17 protein-coding genes and 1 riboswitch are annotated in these 19,248 nt (G+C 64.4%); of the genes, 4 read left to right on the forward strand and 13 right to left on the reverse strand.

Going from position 1 to position 19,248, the window contains the following annotated elements; translation table 11 throughout:
• Positions 1-42 precede the first annotated feature (42 nt).
• From ACVJ19_RS31270 to ACVJ19_RS31290, 5 genes are all read right to left on the reverse strand, one after another.
• A complete protein-coding gene (locus tag ACVJ19_RS31270; RefSeq protein ID WP_453952986.1) occupies positions 43-2,262 on the reverse strand; it encodes a TonB-dependent receptor in 2,220 nt (739 codons plus the stop codon).
• A 113-nt stretch (positions 2,263-2,375) separates the two neighbouring features.
• Positions 2,376-2,573: riboswitch (cobalamin riboswitch) on the reverse strand.
• Between the two features lie 64 nt (positions 2,574-2,637).
• Positions 2,638-2,859, reverse strand: coding sequence for a hypothetical protein (locus ACVJ19_RS31275; protein ID WP_453952987.1), 222 nt, complete (start codon positions 2,857-2,859; stop codon positions 2,638-2,640).
• A 489-nt stretch (positions 2,860-3,348) separates the two neighbouring features.
• On the reverse strand, positions 3,349-3,561 hold the full coding sequence (locus ACVJ19_RS31280; RefSeq protein ID WP_453952988.1) for a hypothetical protein: 213 nt from the start codon (positions 3,559-3,561) through the stop codon (positions 3,349-3,351).
• Positions 3,562-3,714: 153 nt separating this feature from the next.
• A complete protein-coding gene (locus tag ACVJ19_RS31285) occupies positions 3,715-3,891 on the reverse strand; it encodes a hypothetical protein (protein ID WP_453952989.1) in 177 nt (58 codons plus the stop codon).
• Between the two features lie 127 nt (positions 3,892-4,018).
• Positions 4,019-5,755, reverse strand: a complete 1,737-nt coding sequence (locus ACVJ19_RS31290; protein ID WP_453952990.1) for an adenylate/guanylate cyclase domain-containing protein — start codon at positions 5,753-5,755, stop codon at positions 4,019-4,021.
• A 318-nt stretch (positions 5,756-6,073) separates the two neighbouring features.
• Between ACVJ19_RS31290 and ACVJ19_RS31295 the strand changes: the two genes are divergently transcribed.
• Positions 6,074-8,260 carry a lytic transglycosylase domain-containing protein gene (locus ACVJ19_RS31295; RefSeq protein WP_453952991.1) on the forward strand — a complete coding sequence of 729 codons (2,187 nt, stop codon included), beginning with the start codon at positions 6,074-6,076 and terminating at the stop codon, positions 8,258-8,260.
• Between the two features lie 83 nt (positions 8,261-8,343).
• Here the strand turns inward: ACVJ19_RS31295 and ACVJ19_RS31300 are convergent, their stop codons facing one another.
• The 3 genes from ACVJ19_RS31300 to ACVJ19_RS31310 form a co-directional block, all read right to left on the reverse strand.
• A complete protein-coding gene (locus ACVJ19_RS31300; protein WP_453952992.1) occupies positions 8,344-8,499 on the reverse strand; it encodes a hypothetical protein in 156 nt (51 codons plus the stop codon).
• Positions 8,500-8,685: 186 nt separating this feature from the next.
• The gene (locus ACVJ19_RS31305; RefSeq protein ID WP_453952993.1) at positions 8,686-8,874 is read right to left on the reverse strand and encodes a hypothetical protein; all 189 of its coding nucleotides are present in this window, start codon (positions 8,872-8,874) and stop codon (positions 8,686-8,688) included.
• Positions 8,871-9,266 carry a hypothetical protein gene (locus tag ACVJ19_RS31310; RefSeq protein WP_456739474.1) on the reverse strand — a complete coding sequence of 132 codons (396 nt, stop codon included), beginning with the start codon at positions 9,264-9,266 and terminating at the stop codon, positions 8,871-8,873. The genes ACVJ19_RS31305 and ACVJ19_RS31310 overlap by 4 nt, the downstream gene beginning before the upstream one ends.
• Positions 9,267-9,983: 717 nt before the next feature.
• On the opposite strand from ACVJ19_RS31310, the gene ACVJ19_RS31315 reads away from it, so the two are divergent.
• The 3 genes from ACVJ19_RS31315 to ACVJ19_RS31325 all read left to right on the forward strand — a co-directional run bounded on the left by ACVJ19_RS31315 (position 9,984) and on the right by ACVJ19_RS31325 (position 13,546).
• Positions 9,984-12,410: a PAS domain-containing sensor histidine kinase gene (locus ACVJ19_RS31315; RefSeq protein ID WP_453952995.1), complete on the forward strand. Its 2,427-nt coding sequence runs from the start codon at positions 9,984-9,986 to the stop codon at positions 12,408-12,410.
• Positions 12,407-13,072 carry a response regulator transcription factor gene (locus ACVJ19_RS31320; protein ID WP_453952996.1) on the forward strand — a complete coding sequence of 222 codons (666 nt, stop codon included), beginning with the start codon at positions 12,407-12,409 and terminating at the stop codon, positions 13,070-13,072. Before ACVJ19_RS31315 ends, ACVJ19_RS31320 begins: the two co-directional genes overlap by 4 nt.
• 87 nt (positions 13,073-13,159) lie before the next feature.
• Entirely contained in the window at positions 13,160-13,546 is a 387-nt protein-coding gene (locus ACVJ19_RS31325; RefSeq protein WP_453952997.1) for a response regulator transcription factor, read from the forward strand.
• Positions 13,547-13,605: 59 nt separating this feature from the next.
• Here ACVJ19_RS31325 and ACVJ19_RS31330 read toward each other — a convergent pair whose 3' ends face one another.
• The 5 genes from ACVJ19_RS31330 to ACVJ19_RS31350 all read right to left on the reverse strand — a co-directional run bounded on the left by ACVJ19_RS31330 (position 13,606) and on the right by ACVJ19_RS31350 (position 19,212).
• Positions 13,606-14,577: a tripartite tricarboxylate transporter substrate binding protein BugD gene (locus tag ACVJ19_RS31330; RefSeq protein ID WP_453952998.1), complete on the reverse strand. Its 972-nt coding sequence runs from the start codon at positions 14,575-14,577 to the stop codon at positions 13,606-13,608.
• 126 nt (positions 14,578-14,703) lie between these two features.
• Positions 14,704-15,945, reverse strand: a complete 1,242-nt coding sequence (locus ACVJ19_RS31335) for a threonine synthase (RefSeq protein ID WP_453952999.1) — start codon at positions 15,943-15,945, stop codon at positions 14,704-14,706.
• A 219-nt stretch (positions 15,946-16,164) separates the two neighbouring features.
• Complete coding sequence (gene lpdA, locus ACVJ19_RS31340; protein WP_453953000.1) at positions 16,165-17,586, reverse strand: dihydrolipoyl dehydrogenase; 1,422 nt, start codon at positions 17,584-17,586, stop codon at positions 16,165-16,167.
• A gap of 17 nt (positions 17,587-17,603) precedes the next feature.
• The gene (locus ACVJ19_RS31345) at positions 17,604-17,837 is read right to left on the reverse strand and encodes a hypothetical protein (RefSeq protein WP_212336090.1); all 234 of its coding nucleotides are present in this window, start codon (positions 17,835-17,837) and stop codon (positions 17,604-17,606) included.
• Positions 17,838-17,859: 22 nt separating this feature from the next.
• Positions 17,860-19,212, reverse strand: a complete 1,353-nt coding sequence (locus tag ACVJ19_RS31350) for a pyruvate dehydrogenase complex dihydrolipoamide acetyltransferase (protein ID WP_453953002.1) — start codon at positions 19,210-19,212, stop codon at positions 17,860-17,862.
• Positions 19,213-19,248 lie beyond the last annotated feature (36 nt).

Raw genomic sequence — 19,248 nt, forward strand, 5'->3', positions numbered from 1 at the left:
AATTCTAGTACATTCGGGAGCATGTGACAGCCCCACCGGGGATCAGAACGTGGCACCGGCCTTGAGCAGATAGGTGCGGCCGGGCAGCGGGTACGCGCTAAAGCGGCCGCCGGTGAAGGTGCTGGCGATCGCATAGTCGTAGTAGAGCGCGTTCAGCACATTGTTGACGCTGAGGGACCAGAAATAGCGCTCATATTGACCGCTGAGCTTGAGGTCGATCGTGGCGTTGGCAGGGATCGGCTTCTGGGTTCCCGCCTGGTCGTTGTCCATGCGCCGCTCGCTCCAGAAGCGTGCGGTGGCGTCGAGCACCACGTAGTTCTGCCAGATGTTCCATGTGAGACCCGCACTCGCGGTGTAGCGCGACACCAGCGGCACGTCGTTGCCGGCCCAGACGCCTCCGCGGAAGACGGCCCGCGTATAGGCCATGCCGGAGCGCAGCAGCAGCTCGTCGTTGACGCGATAGGACAGACTGGTTTCCGAGCCGTAGCGGCGGGTCGGATCGAGATTGGTGTTGTAGAACAGAATCGGGCTGAAATGGATCTCGTTGGCGAGGTCCATCAGATAGAGGCTGCTCTGCAACTGCAGCCCGCCCCCTTTGATGCGCAGCCCGCCCTCGATGTCTTGCGAGGTCTGGGTCTTGAGCTGGAAGGTTTGCGGGATCGGAGCGAAGGTGAAGGGATCGAACGACGGGCCCGACGACACGCGCTCGTCCACGTCAGGCGTGCGGAATGCGCGCGCCGCACGGCCGAACAGCGAGACCATGTCGTTGAGGCGATGCTCCGCGCCGAGATGCAGCGCGTATTGGGTCTCATCGCTCCGCAGCGGGAGCGCGCCGATATCGGTGTTGAAGGGTGCCGCCGGGTCGAAATTGTCGCGTGCGGAGAGACTGACATTCTGCATCCGCGCGCCGTAGGAGATGTCGGTCGTGGGCAGCACACTCAATGTGTGCTGAAAATAGCCCGCAACCGTCTGCTGTCTCAGCGCGTAATTGTGCCAGGGCGCGAGCCCCTGCCCGGCGCCGCGGTTCTGCTGAAAGTTCGCATCGTAATAATCGATGCCGGTCAAGAGCTGCGACGGCATCCCCAGCAGCAGGCTCTTCACGCTGAGGCGCGGCGTGATCGACCATGTCGTCAGACCGGCATCGACATAGGTTGACGTGAAGAGTGCAGGAACCGGCGTTGGGCTGGAGAAGAACGCGCTCTGCTGCTTCTTGTCGCGTACGCCGCCATCGACGATGAGATCGACGCCGTTGACCAAAGTCTTGGTGAAGCCCGCTGTCGCGCTAAACCCCTGCTGGTTGGCGTAGTTGAAGGGCGTGCTGGTCCCCTTCCGATTGGTTGCGAGCTCGTCGACGCCGATCGAGGGATCGACGGTGCGGCCACCCGGCAGTCGCAGCTCCTGATTGTCGCCTGTCACGGTCAGGAACGCGGAGAGGCCAGGTGTCGTATAGTTCAGATTGCCGACGCCGTTCTCCTGGGAATAGCGATTGTTGTCGCGGTAGCCGTCGGTCTTGACGGTGTTGCCGTAAAACGAGGTCGACCATGGACCGGAATTGAGCGAGGTCGAGATGTTGCCAAGCTTCGTATTGAACAAGCCAAAGCCGGCCTCGATGCGCGCGGTCACGGGCGGTCCGCCGATGCCGTTCTTGGTGACGATGTTGATCACGCCACCGACTGCGTTGTCGCCGTAAAGCACCGCGCCCGAATTGCCGCGCGTGATTTCGATGCGCTCGACGGAATTGAGCGGGATGGTGGAGAGGTCCACCTGCGCCATGTCGATGTCGTTCAGCCGCCGGCCGTTGACCAGCACCAGCGTGTTGGCGGTCGCAAAAGCGCCGAAGCCGCGCAGGTCGACGCTGGTCCTGGCGCCGATCGGGCCGCCATAGAGCGTCGTGATCTGGGCGCCCGCTACTTGCGTTGCGATGATCTCGGCAAGGGTCTGCGACGGCGAATGCGCGATGTCCGTGGCCGTGATGACGGTCGTAGCGGCCCCGACGATACCCCCGTTGCTGGCGGCAGCCGCATTGCCGGAGCCGGATGAGCCGGCGCCGCTCGACGGCGCACGCCTCCTCACCACGTCGCCATCGCCCGTCGCCCTGGCGCGGGTGCGGTTCTGATCGTCGGAGTTGGTCACCTCGACCGGCGGCAGCTGCTCGTTGGCAGCCTGCTGCGCCCGGGCGACGGAGAGATCGAGCGAATGGAGGTAAATGGATGCGACAAGGCCGGCGCTGAGGCGCCTGGCGGCAGAGACAATGCGGGACACAGTTGTAACCTCGGTATGACGTCAGTGGCACGTCACAGCGAACGAGGTTTCACGCGGAGCGATGGATTGCTCGTGTGAAGCTAATGTCTGTACTCCCCGACCGACATCTTCGCGTGTGACCACGGCTGACGGCAGGTCTCCTGGCTCGCGGGTCGTTACCTCTACGTCGCCTTCCCAGGACCGAGATTCCCAGTGGCATATGACGAAAGATTCACCGCTTACAGTTGCGGGGGCAGCCGTGGTTTTGGGAAAATCCCGCACCACGTTCCCTTTTGATCTCCATGAGGAGAACCGTCACCGATCAATCTACGGGGCGTTCGCAGGTTGAGTCAATCGACCGGTCGAACGATGAGCCCGAACGTCAGGCGAACACGATCACACCGGCTCCCGCTCCGCCTGCGTCCTGATCATCGCCCGCTCGCCGGCGTCGACGAGCTGGCCGATGCCGGTGCGGCCTGCCAGCGCACAGCGGATGATGTTTTCAGCGACCGATCTGCGGAAGTCGTGGTCCTCGCCGTCGGGGCGATTGCGGCAGACCCGGTCCAGTGCCAGCTTCATGTTGATGCGGGTGCGGGTGTCGAAATGCTCGCTGATCATTCGCACAGCCTCGATCGCGTTGATGTCGGAGGCGGAAACGCTTCGGTGACCGGCCGGGTTCCAAAACGCAAGCGAGCGATGTGTCGGCCGTCTAGGTCCGGCCTCTCGGACGCTGCGCCTGAGCCCAGGCCGCAGCCACGTCGCGCGGCGGAACGTCGACGCGCCGGATTGGCGTCAACTCGCCGGAGGCAGAAACGATCGCGGTCTCCTCGCGGCGACAGCGCGGGCACACGAAGCGAACCTCATGCGGGGACGCCGACCAGCTCGAACGTTTCACATTGGCGGCCATCGGCCAGGCCTCGCATTGCGAGCAAGACACCAGAAACCGCCCGGGATCGAGCATACCCATTCCATCGGACTCCGCGTCCTGCCCGCTCCTTCAATGATTAACCCATGTGAATCGTTCCGGTGCCCAAGCACCGCCCGCCTCATGCCGTGCGGCGCCAACGGACTCGCTGTTCCCGATCCGCCGGCATCCGGCTGAAAGGCTCAGTGCGCGCCCTTGAGGGTGCAGGAGGTGGTGCAGGTGACCGTGGTGCCGTGGTCGCACGCCTTGCAGGCGGCCACGCACTGGTTCATGTCGCGCGCATTGTACGAGCTGTAGTTCCGCATCGGGCAGGTCGAGGTCGACCCGGTGATGTCCTGTTCCTGGTTGCAGGCTGCCATTGCGAGCGCGAGAACAAGGACTGCAAGAAGGCGCATGGGATTGCCCTGTAGAGAGTGGCAAAGCGACGTCAGCGAGGCACGTTGCACCGCAACGGACCCCTGCATTCCCACCGCGAGCAACCGTGGAAGCCCCGCGCTCGCATCCCTGGAGGATGCGCGCCAAAGATTAAAAACGGATTGCAGCCGGCGTCAGGCCGCAGTTTTCGTCGCGATCACCTGCCGCATGTCCACCGCGAGTTGGCGGTACTGTTCTGACAGTTTCAGATAGAATGCGCGCTTGGTGCTGTCGGTGGCGAGCTTGGCGATCAGCTCGCATTCGGCCGTGAGCGTCTCGAACCGTTCCAGCCTGTCCTCAAGTTCTGTCATCGGCGTGTCCCCATCAAACGCCACAAGGACCAATGAGCCTAAGCCCCGGAAATAGGTCACGGCGAACATGGTTATGGGGTAGCATCAATTTTCGTCGGCGCAGGCGGCGAGAAGAGGATGCCGCTACCTATTTCTGCTCCAACCGCCAGGCGCCGTCCCAGCCCTCCTCCGGCGGATTGGCCTCCAACTGCGCGATGCGATCGAGCAGCGTGCGCGAGGGACCATCGCCAGGCACAGCTTCGAGCGCCGCGTTGAAGGCGGCACGGGCTTCGGCGAAGCGGCAGGTGCGATAGGCGGCAAGACCTTCGGCATAATGCTCTCGCAGGCTCGCTTGCGCCTCCGTCAGCGCGCCTGCCCTGCCGATCACCTCGAAGATCGCCTGCGGCGCGCTCTGGCCGGCGACCGCGAGACGATCGATCTCGCGCAGCTCGAGATGCGCGCCGATCGCATCCGCCGTCGCCTGCGCGATCAGGATGCGGGTGCCGTAGACCTTGTTGACGGCCTCGAGCCGCGAGGCGAGGTTCACGGCATCGCCCATCACGGTGAAGCTCATCATCAACTCGGAGCCGATGCTGCCGGTCAGGACCTCGCCGGTGGCAATGCCGATCCGCAGGTCGCACAGTGCGGGCATGGCGCGGATGCCGAGCAGATCCGGCAGCTGCTTCTGCAGCGCGGGCACCTCATCGGCCATCTCGACGGCGGCAAGGCCGGCGAGCAGCGCCGGCTCGTCCCCTTCGATGAAGGGCGGGCCCCAATAGGCCATGATGGCGTCGCCGATATATTTGTCGATCACGCCGCGATTGTTCCTCACGGGAGCGGACATGACCGTGAAATAGTGGTTCATCACCTTGACGAGGCCGCGCGGGGTCATGCCCTCGCTCATCGAGGTGAAGCCGCTCATGTCGCAGAACATGATGGTCATCACCCGGCGCTGGCCGTCGATGGCGACCTCCGGCCGCTCGATCAGGCCCTGCACCACCTTGGGATCGATGTAGCGGCCAAAAGTCTCGCGGATGCGCTCGTTGTGGCGGAGTTGCTCGATCATGCGGTTGAAGGCGGCGGCGAGCTCGCCGATCTCGTCCCGCGTGGAGACGGTGATTGGCTTGTCGAAGTGGCCCGCCTCGACCTCGCGGGTGCCGGCCAGCAGGAGCCGCACCGGGCGGGTAATGCCGCTCGAGACCAGCAGCGCAAAGACAAATCCCACGACGGCGGCGAGGACGGTGACCAGGCCCGAGATGAGGATCGCCTGATGTTGACGGCCAATCACCGTCGCCGTGGAGGCAAAGACCTGCTTGAGCATGTCGCCACGGATGGCGTCGATCTTCTGGTTGAATTGGTCGCGCAGCGCGTCGATATGCTCGAGCGTGGCGCGGGCCTCCGCCATCTGCTGTGCGTCGATCTGCTTGAGGAGCTTTGCGTGGTCCGCGTTCTGATCGCGGCGCAGCTCGCTGACGGCGGTCTCGATGCGGGTCTCGATCCGCGCCAGCGCGGCATTGTCCGATGGCGTCCTGGTATCATCGATGATCGCATTGATCAGCTTGCGCGCGCCCTCGGCCTCTTCCTCGATCTTGCGGTCCGCTTCCTCGAACTCGCGCAGGCGCGCCGCGTAGGCCTCCTCGTCCGAGGACGCCTGCATCTTCATCATGATCATCCGCCGCAGCGCCACCGATCGCTCCAGCGAACGGATGTTGGCGCGCGCCAGGTCGCCATAGGCCGGGATGTAGCGATTGGTCAGCTCGTCAAGGAGGACGCCGACCTGGCTCGACATCACCATCGACAGGATCGAGGTGACCAGCATCAGAACGATGAGTCCGAGGGCGATGCCGACAATCTTGCGCCGGATCGACTGGTTGAAAATCGGCATAGGTGCGGGGCAAAGGCTGCAACGATGGTTTAGGGAACTCAATACACCGGATTTGGCACCGGGAACACGCGCAATCTGGCCGCGGCGACGCTCCAGACGCGCACAACCGTCGTGCGAGCCCAAATCGTTAACAAAGGTTAAAGCACCTGCCCTTTTCTCCTTTGCGGAAGTTCCCTTGCCTCATCCGTATTTTGCCGCATTGTTGCGACAGCGTGAGAAATGCGAAACGATGCCGTGGCATCGTTTGGTGTCTTTGATTCTCAAGCCGCATACGATCGCGGACCTTGGTTTGTAGTGGTTTCGCAGGGGGACCATCCAATGAACCAGTGCCTACGCTCGCTCGCGTGTGTCGTTGCCGTGGCCGCTTTGGCCCTCCTTCCGTCGGAGCTGGCGGCGAAGAGCAGTCACAAGTCGCATGCGTCGAAGAAGACGCATGAGGCGAAAGCCGGCAAGCAGCGCCATGCCGCGGCAAAATCCCGCCATGGCAAGCATGCCGAGGCCAAGCGCAAGTCGAAGAAGCAGGACGACGAGCGCGCGGACAAGCCGGCCGCGCCGCCGCTCACCGGCGATCTCGCCGCGCTGAAGGACGCGATCGATCTCGCGCGCAGGGGCAAGACCGACGACGCGAGCGCGGCGCGCGACCGCATCGCCGACCCCGCCGGTCAGAAGCTCGCCGACTGGTTCATGCTGCGCCATTCCGAGAGCACCGCGAATTTCAAGCGCTACGCCGGCTTCCTCGCCGCCAACCCGGACTGGCCGAGCAGCGCGCTTCTGCGCCGCCGCGCCGAGGCCCGGCTGTGGCAAGAGAAGACCGACGCCGCCACCGTGCACAAATTCACGATGGACCGCCCGACCAGCGCCAAGGGCAAGTTCGCGCTCGCCCGCGTGCTGCTCACGGAAGGCGAGACCGACAGGGCCGCGCGGCTGGTGCGCGAGGCCTGGCGCACGGACGAATTGTCCGAGCGCAGCGAAGAAGATTCCTACGAGGCGTTCCGCGATCTGCTGAACGCCGACGACCATCGCGCCCGCATGGACAAGCGGCTCGGCGCCAAGGACTATGCCGCCGCAAGGCGCGCGGCAAAGCGGCTCGGCGAGGATGCGCTCGCGATCGTCAAGGCCTGTGCTGCGGTTACGGGCAAGGCGAACAAGGCCAAGGACTATCTCGACGACGTTGGGAGCGAGGCGCGCCGCGATCTCGGCTATGTGCTGTGCCGCGTGCAATGGCATCTCCAGAAAGACCGCATCGACGATGCGGCCGAGGTGATCCTCGCCGCGGCGCCCGAGACGATGGCCGCGCAGGACACCGACGCCTGGTGGCGCGAGCGCCGCATGCTGGCGCGCAAGCTGCTCGATCAGGGCAAGTTCAAGACCGCTTACGATGTGGTGCGCACGGCGGCCGTGCCCGAGAAGGAAGTCTACCGCGTCGACTACCATTTCATGTGCGGCTGGATCGCGCTGCGCTATCTCGACGATCCCAGGACGGCGATGGTGCATTTCGCCGCGATCGACGAGGGCTCGGCCAATCCGATCGCGCTGTCGCGCGCGCATTACTGGCGCGGCCGCGCGGCGGAAGCCATGGGCGCGACCGCCGACGCCCGTACGAGCTACAAGGCCGCGGCGCGCTATTCGACCGCCTATTACGGCCAGCTCGCCCGCGCCAAGCTCGGGCTCGACCGCATCGAGCTGCGTGCACCCTCGCCCGTGCTGGCCTCTGCCGACACACCTCCCACTGATGAGCGCGTGCGCGCCGCCGACATGCTGTACGGGATCGGCGAGCGCGACATGGTGTTCTACTACGCCGAGGATTTTGCCAAGGAGAGCACCGACGTCGCAGCGCTCGAAGCGCTCGGCGAGCTCGCCGGCCGGCGCAACGATGCCCGCGTGATGCTGGAGGTCGGCAAGTCGGCGCTGGCGCGCGGGCTCGCGCTCGACCATTACGCCTTCCCGACCATCGGCATCCCCGAGCACAGGCAGGTCGCGCCTGCGATCGACACCAGCGTGATCTACTCGGTGGCACGCACCGAGAGCTCGTTCGACCAGCGCGACAAGTCGCCCGCCAACGCGGTCGGGCTGATGCAGGTGACGCCGGAAGCCGGCCGCGACACCGCAAAACGCTTCGGCCTGACCTATGACTGGGACAGGATGGTCTCCGATCCCGTCTACAACACGCAGATGGGCGCGGCCGAGCTCAGTGCGCTGCTGTCGGAATATCGCGGCAACCAGATCATGACCTTCGCCGGCTACAATGCCGGCCGTGGCCGCGTGCGCGAATGGGTGCAGGCGCGCGGCGACCCCAGGGATCCCAATGTCGATCCGGTCGACTGGGTCGAGCGCATCCCGCTGTCGGAGACGCGCAATTACGTCCAGCGCGTCATCGAGAACGTGCTGGTCTACCGCGTACGGTTCGAGGGCAGCGGCATGGTCGCGTCGAAGTCAGAGCAGCGCGTCACGACCCAGGAAGTGAGCGCGGATCCGACGGTATCGGCCGCAGCCCCGTCGCCCTAGCCTCGCGACCGCCGGGGCTGGACGCGGCGCGGGCTGGACGCGGTGACTGCGGCCGACGGCTCTGCGCGCGCCTGCATCGGCAGCTAGCGGTCACCTCCTTCCGTGGTCAGAAGGTCGTACTCGCGCAGATAGACCTCAGCCAGCGCGCGCGACAGCGCGCCCATCTGAATCATCCAGCTCCAGCTCGCCATTGCCGTCAGCACCGCGATCGCCTCGAACGGGCTGTGGGGCCTCAGCATGTCCATGGCCGTCCGCTGGCGGTAGCAATCGTAGTCACAATACCGCTCTTGCTTGGACACGTGCCGGACGTAACTCGAACCCAGCGGCCGGTCGCATGCGCCGCAGACCGCGCCGTGGCAAGGATGTTCCTGGTTGACGAGCATGAATCTCAATGCCGTGTCCTCACGTCTCTCCGGCCTGCCTGCTCAGGATGCAGCGCGCGTACGCCCATCGATCAACGGCGCTGCTTCCTGATGAAGCGCGTAGCATTCGTAGCCGCAGTAGCGCAGCAGTGTCCTGGCATCGCGCAGATAGCCACCCTCGATCTCTTCGCAGCACCACAGACACGACGTCTTGCGAAACGGGGTTCTGCCGTTCACCAATATGAATCTCACGTGGCACCTCCCAGCGCGAAGCAGTAGACCGTGTCGACCAGAGAGGCGGACGGCGGCGGCGCGCAGATATGGTTGCGACCGTCGGGATTGTCTCTGTTGCGCTCGACCTTCTGGGACGGGATCGGGATGTATTTCCCGTCTTCCCGGCGCCGCGCGTAGATTTTGCCGTCGACGTAGCGTATCTCGGTCGGGTAGCAATCCGCATTGTTGCAGCAGCTCAGAACCGGATTGTCCGGCATGCGCCAGTTCGAATAGAACTTCTCGTGCAGCTGTCGATCCTGAGGCGGATGGTGACGATGAGAACCATCCCGTGCGGCTTCCTCGGCCTTGACGCCCGTCAGCAGCGGAAGCGGTAGCGCGATCGCCATCAGGAGCTTGCAGCTACGGTTCAACTCACAGCCTCCGGACGGCGAAATGGCCTGACGGGCTAGGTGGGGCTGCCGATATTCATGCCGCCTGGCACCGGAACAGCCAGCTGCGGTCGCGTTCGCGACGCGCCCTGAACCGGTCGAGGCATTTCCGCGAGCAGAGCGGCGTCCGCCAGGAGTAGTATCGGATCAGGCCAAACTTGCCGGCACAGACGGCACAGCCTTTGGACTCGGGACGGCGTTCTGAGTACTCGGGGCTATCGCACATCATCCTCTCCTCTTGACCTCTTGGGGTCCTGGCTTCCTCGTGCGCAAATGCAGAGTTCGCCACGGTCGTCACGGAAAATGCGGCTTCTCAATCGTGACCGGCTCATTCAGCCGGCAAGTCAGGGCGGCGGACGCAGAGCCTGGCTCTTTGGAGGCAACACGCCGAGCTTTTGGGCAATTTGCGCTCCGCAATCGTCTCCTCTCGATTGACCGCAAGACTAGGCCCCCTGCAATGCACCGCTCAATTGTACGGAGGTAAATGCGCGCTAGAACTAGGGTTGTGCGAGCTATACGTAGGTTTGTGCCGTAGTTTTCCGGACTCCGCCCCACCTGCGCAACGAGACGGCGCAACGCGCGCAAGCTGCACGGCAATCGGGAATTCTGCCGAGGATTCGACTTTGGTCGGAGGGAATTGCCCCTGTTATGGCAAAGTGCTCTACTTCGCTTTGACGCTGGCGAGCCGGGACGCTTGCGATGATGCCTGGCCAGATCATGAAACTCGGGAATTCGGCCGCACAACTCCTGCTCGGCGGCCTTGCGGCGCTTCGATCATTCGGCAACGGCGTAAAGGATGGGCCCGCGGTCGCGGACGCCTCGCGGCAGAACGCCGATCTGCGTGACGCCATGAAGCAATGGCGCGAGGTGTTCGAGCACAATCCGGTCATGTACTTCATGGTCGATCCGGCCGGAACGGTGCTCAACGTCAATACGTTCGGCGCCGCACAACTGGGATACACGACGGACGAGCTGATCGGCCGATCCGTGCTGAACGTCTTCTTCGAGGAAGACCACGACTTCGTTCGTCAATGCGTCGCGTTGTGCCTTACGACCTTGGACCAGTCGCATACCTGGGAGATTCGCAAGTTCCGGAAGGACGGGTCGGTGCTCTGGGTCCGTGAAAACGCCAAGGCGATGCTGCGCGGCGACGGCACGCCGATCCTGCTGGTCGCCTGCGAGAACATCACCCAGCGCAAGGAGACCGAGGACGCGCTGCGCCAGAGCGAGGCCTATCTCGCCCAGGCCCAGGAATTGAGCCACACCGGCAGCTTCGGCTTGAACCTTGCGACCGGTGAAGCGGTCTGGTCGAGGGAGACCTTTCGCATCTTCCAGTGCGACCCGGCGACCAAGCCGACCCTCCGCTTTGTCTTTCAGCGCATCCATCCGGAAGATCGCGCTACGGTGCGCAGCACCCTCGATCGGGCCTACCGCCTGGCGGAGGATTTCGACCACGAATACCGCCTGCTGATGCCCGACGGATCGGTCAAATATCTCCATTCCGTGGCGCGCGCGGTTCGACATCCATCCGGGCGCATCGAGTTCGTCGGGGCGGTGACCGATGTCACGATTGCCAAGGAAGCGGAACAGAGGCTACGTCGCAGCGAGGCCTATTTGAGTGAAGCCCAACGCCTCAGCCATACGAGCAGTTGGTCCTGGGACGTTCATCGTCAGGAGTTCGCCTACCGATCGGCTGAACTCTACCGCCTGTTCGGGTTTGAGCCGGATCAGATCGATGTCCCGGCCCGGGCTTTTCAGCAACGTATCCTGCCGGAGGACTTTCAGCGGATTGTCGAGATGGAGCGCGAAGCGGTTCGGCAGAAGCAGCCCTTCCAGATCGACTTCCGGATTGCCCGCCCCGACGGCTCGATCAGACGCGTCCATAGCGAGGGACATCCCGTGATCGGCGGCGACGGCGAGGTGATCGAAATCATCGGCACGCATGTGGACGTCACCGAGCAGCTCGCGGCAAAAGATGCGCTGCATAAGGCGTTCGACGAGCTCAAGGCATCCGAGCAGCGATTCCGCGACTATGCCGAAACCGCATCGGACTGGTTCTGGGAGACCGGGCCGGACCACCGCATCACGCGGATATCGGAACATGCCGACACCTCCACCGCCCCGCCGACGGGTCTGATCGGCCTGACCCGTTGGGACATTCCACCCGATGCCGAGCTCGAGCCTGAGAAATGGGAGCAGCATCGCGCGGCGCTCGATGCCCGCGTCCCGTTCCGCGATCTGATCTACCGCAGCAGGGATCGCAGCGGATCTCCCATCTACGTGCGCACCAGCGGCAAGCCCTTCCATGATGCGCAAGGCAATTTTCTCGGCTATCGCGGCGTCAGCAGCGACATCACGGCGGCAATCCGCGTCGACCAGGCGGAAGAGGCGCTACGCAAGGCGCAAGGCGAACTCGCCCATGTCACGCGCGTCACGACGCTCGGCGAGCTGACCACCTCGATTGCCCATGAAATCACCCAGCCTCTTGCCGCGGTGATCTCCAACGCGGACGCCTGCATCGCCTGGCTCGACCGCGAACCGGCCGATATGAAGGCCGCGCGCCGTTCCGCCGAATGGATTGTCGAGGACGCCAATCGGGCGAGCGAGGTGATCCGCCGGATCAGGGCGCTTGCGAAGAAGACCGAGATCGAAGTCGTCCCACTCGACATCAACGAGGTCGTCAGGGAGGCCGTTGCGCTCGTTCGGCGCGAGCTCGCGACGCACGCGGTCTCGGTGCGAATGGAGCTGGCGTCCGACCTGCCCCGGATCTGCGGCGACCGGATTCAGCTCCAGCAGGTGCTGATCAACCTGGTGATGAACGGCATCGAAGCCATGCAGGGCAATGTCGATCGCCCGCGCGAACTGGCGATCCGCTCGTGCCAGGCGGACGACGACGACAGCCTGCTCCTCACGGTGACGGACCGCGGTATCGGCCTCGGCAAAGAGGTCAAGGAACGCATCTTCACCCCCTTCTTCACGACGAAATCGGGCGGTCTGGGAATGGGACTTTCGATCTGCCGATCGATTATAGAGGCTCACGCGGGCCGGCTTTCGGCCCTTCAAAATGAGGGGCGCGGTGCAACATTCCAGATCGCCCTGCCCTTGCCACACAAGGACACGTCGTGACTGACCATGCCAAGCAGGCCGAGGCGAGCGCCGGTGAACCGATCGTCCTGATCGTCGATGATGATCCCTCGATGCGCCGTGCGCTCACCAATCTCTTTCAATCGGTCGGTCTCAAGGTCCAAGCCTTCAGCTCGGCGGCGGAGATCTTGGAAGCCAAACCGCCTGCGGTCCCCAGTTGCCTCGTGCTCGACATCCGCCTGCCGGGCTCGAGCGGCCTCGACCTCCAGGCCGACCTCGCCAAGGCCAACATTCACACGCCCATCATCTTCATCACCGGTCATGGCGATATCCCCATGACCGTGAGAGCCATGAAAAGCGGTGCCGTCGATTTTCTGACCAAGCCGGTGCGTGACCAGGACATGCTGGATGCGGTACAAGCGGCGATCGAACGAGATCGCAAGCGGCGCGATGCCGAAAAGTCGATCTCGGGTGTGCGATCCCGTTTCGAGGGGCTGACGACACGCGAGCGCGACGTCCTCGCCCTGGTTGCATCCGGCCTGATGAACAAGCAGGTCGCCGCCGAGCTCGGATTGGCCGAAATCACCGTGAAGATCTATCGCGGGCAGATCATGCGGAAGATGGGGGCGAAGTCGCTGGCCGATCTCGTCAGAATGACGGACGCGCTCGGAATCCCGCGCAACAGGGGTCATTTGCAAACCTAAGTATGCTTTCCAAGCTCGCTCTGGTGGCCCACCTTCCCTGAAGCGGCTGAACCGCGGCCGGCGGCTCCCCGTTCAGGAGCGATCATCTTGTCAGTGCCTTCGATCATTTCCGTCATTGATGATGATGCCTCAGTTCGCCTTGCGACGAACAACCTCCTGACGTCGCGCGGATACACGGTCTACACCTTTGGCTCCGCTCACGAATTTCTTCAATCCGCCGAACTGGAGACGACCTCCTGCGTGATCGCGGACGTGCAGATGGCCGCCATGAGCGGTGTCGAGCTGTTGACGCATCTGCGCGGCATCGGGCGCATCACGCCCTTCATCTTCATGACGGCCTTTCCGGACGAGGCCGTGCGCGACCGCGCGCTGAAGGCCGGCGCGATCTGCTTTCTCGCCAAGCCGTTTTCAACGCGAGCCTTGATCGAGTGCCTGGACACGGCACTGTCGGGCGCCGGTGAGGCCAAGATGTGACGCGGCGGCGCCGCGTCCCGCCGGTCCTCACGGCCAGGACATTGTGCGCTGCGTGGCCCTCAATCCACCTTGATGTTCGCGGCCTTGATGATCGGCCACCACTTTGCGATCTCGGCTTTTTGCCGCGCGCCGAGCGCGTCCGGGGTGAGCTGGTCCTGCGGCGTCATCTCCAGGCCCTGGCTTTCGAGCTGCTTCCTCACGGCGGGATCGTTCAGCGCCTCCACGGCCGCGGCGTTGAGCTTGGTCACGATCTCCTTCGGCGTGCCCTTCGGCACCCACATGCCCGACCACAGCGTCATGTTGAAGCCCTTCAGCCCGGCCTCCTCCGCGGTCGGGATGTCGGGCGCGGAGGCGAGGCGCTTGTTGTCGGTGATGGCGTAGGCGCGGATGGTGCCGGCGCGAACCTGGTTGATGGAGTTGGAGGTCTGGTCGACGATGATATCGATCTGCCCGGCGATCAGGTCGTTCAGCGCGGGCGCGGTGCCGCGGTACGGGACGTATTGCAGCTTGATGCCGGACACGCTCTCGAAATAAACGCCGGCGATGTGGCTGCCGGAGCCTGCGCCGGCGGTGCCGGCGGTCGGCGGCGAGGGCCGCGACTTCAGCCATTCGATCAGCTCCTTCAGCGAGGTCGCGGGCACCGCATTCTTGCTGACCACGATCATCGGGTTGCTCGGCAGCAGCACCACGGGTTCGAGGTCCGCGACGAGGTCGTAGCTGAGCTTGTAGACGGCGCCGTTGGCGACGTGCGTGCCGAGATGGCCGAAGGAGATGGTGTAACCGTCGGGCGGCGATTGCACGGCGCGGCCGACGCCGATCGAGCCGCCCGCGCCGGTGACGTTCTCGATCACCAGGGGTTGGCCGAGCGAGGTCCGCATCCGCTCGGCGAGCACGCGCGCCATCGCGTCCGACGGACCGCCGGCTGCGAAGGGAACGATGATGGTGATGGGGCGCGAGGGATAGTCGTCGGCGCGAGCTGCGCCTGCAATAGCGAGAATACCGATCAGTCCGGCCCGGACGGCCTTCTTCATTGTGTTCTCCCCAGCGATGTCATTGTTGTTTTTGTGCTCTCCCGCGTACGGGAAGAGGGATCGGTCGTGAAGAGACCAATTGACGCGCCGGAGCGCGATGATCGCGCTCCGGCTGATTGGTCGTACCTAGAACTGCGAGTAGTCGATCGGCTTGTGGCGGTCGAGCGTGCGGGTGACCGGCGGCAGCGGATATTTCAGGCCGGTCGCACAGTTGAACAGCATCACGCGATCGCTCTTGCTGACGCGGCCGTCGGCAAGGCTCTCCTTGTAGGCGGCATAGGTCGCAGCGCCCTCCGGGCACAGCAGCAGCCCCTCCTCGCGCGCGACCTCGTTCAGTGCCCCGGAGATCTTGTCGTCATCGACCGCAATGGCAAAACCCTTGCTCTCGCGCACCGCGCGCAGGATGAGAAAATCGCCGATCGCCTGCGGCACGCGGATGCCTGATGCGATGGTGTGGGCGTCCTCCCAGCGTGTCGCGTGCTCGGTGCCGGCCTCGTAAGCGCGCACCATCGGCGCGCAGCCGGAGGCCTGCACCGCGACCATGCGCGGGCGTTTTGAGCCGATGAAGCCGATCTTCTCCAGCTCGTCGAACGCCTTCCACATGCCGATCAGGCCGGTGCCGCCGCCGGTCGGATAGAAGATCACGTCCGGCACGTCCCAGCCGAGCTGCTCGGCGAGCTCGAGGCCCATCGTCTTCTTGCCCTCGATGCGGTACGGCTCCTTCAGCGTCGAAGTGTCGAACCAGCCGACCTTCGCCTTGCCCTCGCCGACGATCTTGCCGCAATCGTCGATATAGCCGTTGACCCGGTAGACGGTCGCACCCTGGAGCTCGATCTCGCTGACGTTCACCTCGGGCGTGTCGGCCGGGCAGAAGATCGTGGTCTTGATGCCGCAGGAGGTGGCGTAGGCCGCCAGCGCCGCGCCGGCATTGCCATTGGTCGGCATCGCCATGTGCTTGATGCCGAGTGCCTTGCCCATCGAGACCGCCATCACCAGGCCGCGCGCCTTGAACGAGCCGGTCGGCAGGCGCCCCTCATCCTTCACGATGATCTCGCCGCCGCCGAGCTTCTTTCCGAGCTTCGGCAGCCGGATCAGCGGCGTCGTGACTTCGCCGAGCGAGACGATGTCCTTGCATTTGCGCACCGGCAGCAGCTCGCGGTAGCGCCACATGTCGCCGGGACGGTTGCTGAGCGCATCCTTGGTCAGCGCCTTCTTCACGCCCGCGAGATCATAGCGCACCAGCAGCGGCTTGCCGGCCTTGGAGAGGTTGTGGACCTGGTCGGCCGCGTAGTGATCGCCCTCCATCGCGCATTCCAGATGGGTGACGAAGGTCGGGCGTTCGATGGTGAGGTTGTCGTTGTCTTGCATGGGCTGGTTTCCTCTTCTTATTCTGGTGTTCTAGTCTTTAGCCCGTCACCCTGAGGTGCGAACCATGCGGCGCAACGCGCCACATGGAGAGCCTCGAAGGGCGACGGGCCCCGCTGCTGCATCTTGGCCGTTCATCCTTCGAGGCTCGCTCGGCGGTGCTGCGCACCGCCGAACTCACACCTCAGGATGACGGAACAGGCAAATGCGAGGGCAGCCCCCTTAGATATTCAGCACCCGTCCGTACGCATCCAGCACGGCTTCCTTCATCATCTCCGACAGGGTGGGATGCGGGAACACCGTGTGCATCAGCTCTTCTTCCGTGGTCTCCAGATTCATGGCGACGACGTAGCCCTGGATCAGCTCGGTGACCTCAGCACCGACCATGTGGGCGCCGAGCAGCTGGCCGGTCTTTTTGTCGAAGATCACCTTGACGAGGCCCTGGTCCTCGCCGAGCGCGATCGCCTTGCCGTTGCCGACGAAGGGGAAGCGTCCGACGCGGATCTCACGGCCGTTCTCCTTGGCCTTGGCTTCCGTGAGGCCCACGGAGGCGACCTGCGGATGGCAATAGGTGCAGCCCGGGATCATGTTCTTGTCCATGGGATGCGGATGCAGGCCCTTGATCGCCTCGACGCAGATCACGCCCTCATGCTCGGCCTTGTGCGCGAGCATCGGGGGACCAGAGACGTCGCCGATGGCGTAGATGCCGGGGACATTGGTCTTGCCGTAGCCGTCGATGACGATGCAGCCACGGTCGGTTTTGACGCCGAGCTTTTCGAGGCCGAGATTCTCGATGTTGCCGACGACGCCGACGGCCGAGATCACGCGCTCGAACTCGGTGGTGACAGGCTTGCCCTTGCCGTCGTCGATGGTGGCGACGACGCTGTCGGCCTTCTTCTCCAGTTTTGTCACTTTGGTCGAGGACATGATCTTGATGCCCATCTTCTCGAAGCGCTTGCGCGCGAGACCTGCGATCTCGGCGTCCTCGACGGGCAGTATCTGCGGCAGCACCTCGACCACGGTGACGTCGCTTCCCATGGTGTGGAAGAAGGAGGCGAACTCGATGCCGATCGCGCCAGAGCCGACCACCAACAGCGACTTCGGCATCCGCTCCGGCACCATCGCCTCGAAATAGGTCCAGATCAGCTTCTTGTCGGGCTCGAGCCCGGGCAGCACGCGCGGCCGCGCGCCGGTCGCGACGATGATGTGCTTGGCCTGGTAGGTCCCCTCGCCCAGCGAGCCCTTGGGCCCCTCGACATCGGACTTCTTCACGGTGACCTTGCCGGGCGCGTCGATCGAGGCCGCGCCCCAGATCACGCTGACCTTGTTCTTCTTCATCAGGAAGCCGACGCCATCGTTCAGCCGCTTCGAGACGCCACGCGAGCGCTGCACCACGGCCTTCGGATCGAACGAGACTTTCTCCGCAGACAGGCCATAATCCTTGGCGTGCTGCATGTAGTGATAGATCTCGGCCGAACGCAGCAGCGCCTTGGTCGGGATGCAGCCCCAGTTCAGGCAGATGCCGCCGAGATAGGACTTTTCGACGATCGCAGTCTTGAGGCCGAGCTGCGCGGCGCGGATCGCCGTGACGTAGCCGCCGGGACCGGAGCCGATGATGATGACGTCGAAGGATGTATCGGCCATGTCGGCTCCCGTTCAACTCAAGAGGCGCCGCGGGCGCGGCGCTTGACCAGAAAAGATCTCACCAGCCATTCGAGCAGCACCGCCAGGACCATGATGGCCAACGCGGTGAGCACAATGGGCTGGGCGATGTTCCGTGCCAGTTGCTCGCCGGCAAAGAACGCAGAGTGAAGAAATTCGAGCCCAACCGGGTTGAGCGCGACGACGGCTCCAAGCAGCAGCGATATCCATGGCCAGCGGGTACGGACATGCAAGGTTGCCCCCTTTGCCGCCGCGTCAGACCATCATCATGACGGGATTTTCGATCAGCTGCTTGAACGCGCCGATCAGCTCGGCGCCGAGCGCGCCGTCGATGGCGCGGTGATCGCAGGACAAGGTCACGCTCATCATGTGCGCGATCTCGATCTTGCCGCCACGCACGACGGGCCGTTCCTCGCTGGTGCCGACCGCGAGGATTGTCGCATGCGGCGGGTTGATCACGGCGGTGAAGTGGCTGATGCCGTACATGCCGAGGTTGGAGACGGCCGTCGTGCCGCCCTGATATTCCTCGGGCTTCAGCTTGCGCGAGCGGGCGCGCGCGGCGAAATCCTTCATCTCGTTGGAGATGGTCGAGAGCGTCTTGGTCTCGGCCTTGCGGATGATCGGCGTGATCAGACCGCCGGGCATCGCCACGGCAACGCCGACGTCGGAATGGTGGTGCTTGACCATGCCGCTTTCGGTCCAGCTGACATTGCAGTTCGGGATCTTCTGCAACGCGACCGCCATCGCCTTGATGACGAAGTCGTTGACCGAGATCTTGTAGAGCGGCTTCTTCTCCTTGTCCTTCGGCGCGGCGGCGTTGATCTCCTCGCGGGCGGCGAGCAGCTTGCCGATGTCGCAGTCGATGGTGAGATAGAAGTGCGGGACGTTCTGGATCGACGCGGTCAGGCGCTGCGCGATGGTGCGGCGCATGCCGTCATGCGGGACGATGTCGTAGGAGCCCGGCTCGAACAGCGACAGGATCTGCTTGTCCGACATGGTCGGCGCGATCGCGGGCGCGCCCGACGGCGCCGCGGCGGGCGCCTTGAGGCCCTTGCCGGACTTGGCCTGCTCGACGTCGCGCGCGACCACACGGCCGTGCGGGCCCGTGCCGGTGACCATGCCGACATCGATGCCGGCATCCTTGGCGAGGCGACGCGCCAGCGGCGACGAGAACACGCGGCCGCCATGGCCGTTGCCCTGCGCGGCCGGTGCGGCGGCCTGCGGCGCGGGTGCGGCGGCTGGCGGCGGTGCTGCCTTGGGCGCAGCCGGCGCGGGCGCCGGCGCAGCAGCGTCAGCGGGCTTCTCTGCCTTCGGCGGAGCAGCCGAGGCGGTGGGCTTTGCGGCGCCGGCCGCCTTCACGTCCTCGCCTTCTCCGGCGAGCACCGCGATCACGTCGTTGACCGGAACGTCCTGCGTACCCTCGGGCACCAGGATCTTGGCGATCGTGCCCTCGTCGATGGCCTCGACCTCCATGGTCGCCTTGTCGGTCTCGATCTCGGCGATGACGTCGCCGGATTTGACCTTGTCGCCTTCCTTCTTCAGCCACTTGGCGAGGTTGCCCTTCTCCATCGTCGGCGAGAGAGCGGGCATCAGGATGTTGATGGGCATGCTGACCTCAAGAAGAACTTTGCAAAACGTCGTCTC

This window comes from Bradyrhizobium sp. USDA 376 (assembly GCF_054063675.1).

What these genes read in the sequence shown, in the direction of transcription:
- ACVJ19_RS31275 (WP_453952987.1), bottom strand. Translation starts at nt 2,859, where the DNA reads ATGATCAGCGAGCATTTCGACACCCGCACCCGCATCAACATGAAGCTG.
- ACVJ19_RS31280 (WP_453952988.1), bottom strand. Translation starts at nt 3,561, where the DNA reads ATGCGCCTTCTTGCAGTCCTTGTTCTCGCGCTCGCAATGGCAGCCTGC.
- ACVJ19_RS31285 (WP_453952989.1), bottom strand. Translation starts at nt 3,891, where the DNA reads ATGACAGAACTTGAGGACAGGCTGGAACGGTTCGAGACGCTCACGGCC.
- ACVJ19_RS31290 (WP_453952990.1), bottom strand. Translation starts at nt 5,755, where the DNA reads ATGCCGATTTTCAACCAGTCGATCCGGCGCAAGATTGTCGGCATCGCC.
- ACVJ19_RS31295 (WP_453952991.1), top strand. Translation starts at nt 6,074, where the DNA reads ATGAACCAGTGCCTACGCTCGCTCGCGTGTGTCGTTGCCGTGGCCGCT.
- ACVJ19_RS31300 (WP_453952992.1), bottom strand. Translation starts at nt 8,499, where the DNA reads ATGCTGAGGCCCCACAGCCCGTTCGAGGCGATCGCGGTGCTGACGGCA.
- ACVJ19_RS31315 (WP_453952995.1), top strand. Translation starts at nt 9,984, where the DNA reads ATGATGCCTGGCCAGATCATGAAACTCGGGAATTCGGCCGCACAACTC.
- ACVJ19_RS31330 (WP_453952998.1), bottom strand. Translation starts at nt 14,577, where the DNA reads ATGAAGAAGGCCGTCCGGGCCGGACTGATCGGTATTCTCGCTATTGCA.
- ACVJ19_RS31335 (WP_453952999.1), bottom strand. Translation starts at nt 15,945, where the DNA reads ATGCAAGACAACGACAACCTCACCATCGAACGCCCGACCTTCGTCACC.
- lpdA (WP_453953000.1), bottom strand. Translation starts at nt 17,586, where the DNA reads ATGGCCGATACATCCTTCGACGTCATCATCATCGGCTCCGGTCCCGGC.
- ACVJ19_RS31350 (WP_453953002.1), bottom strand. Translation starts at nt 19,212, where the DNA reads ATGCCCATCAACATCCTGATGCCCGCTCTCTCGCCGACGATGGAGAAG.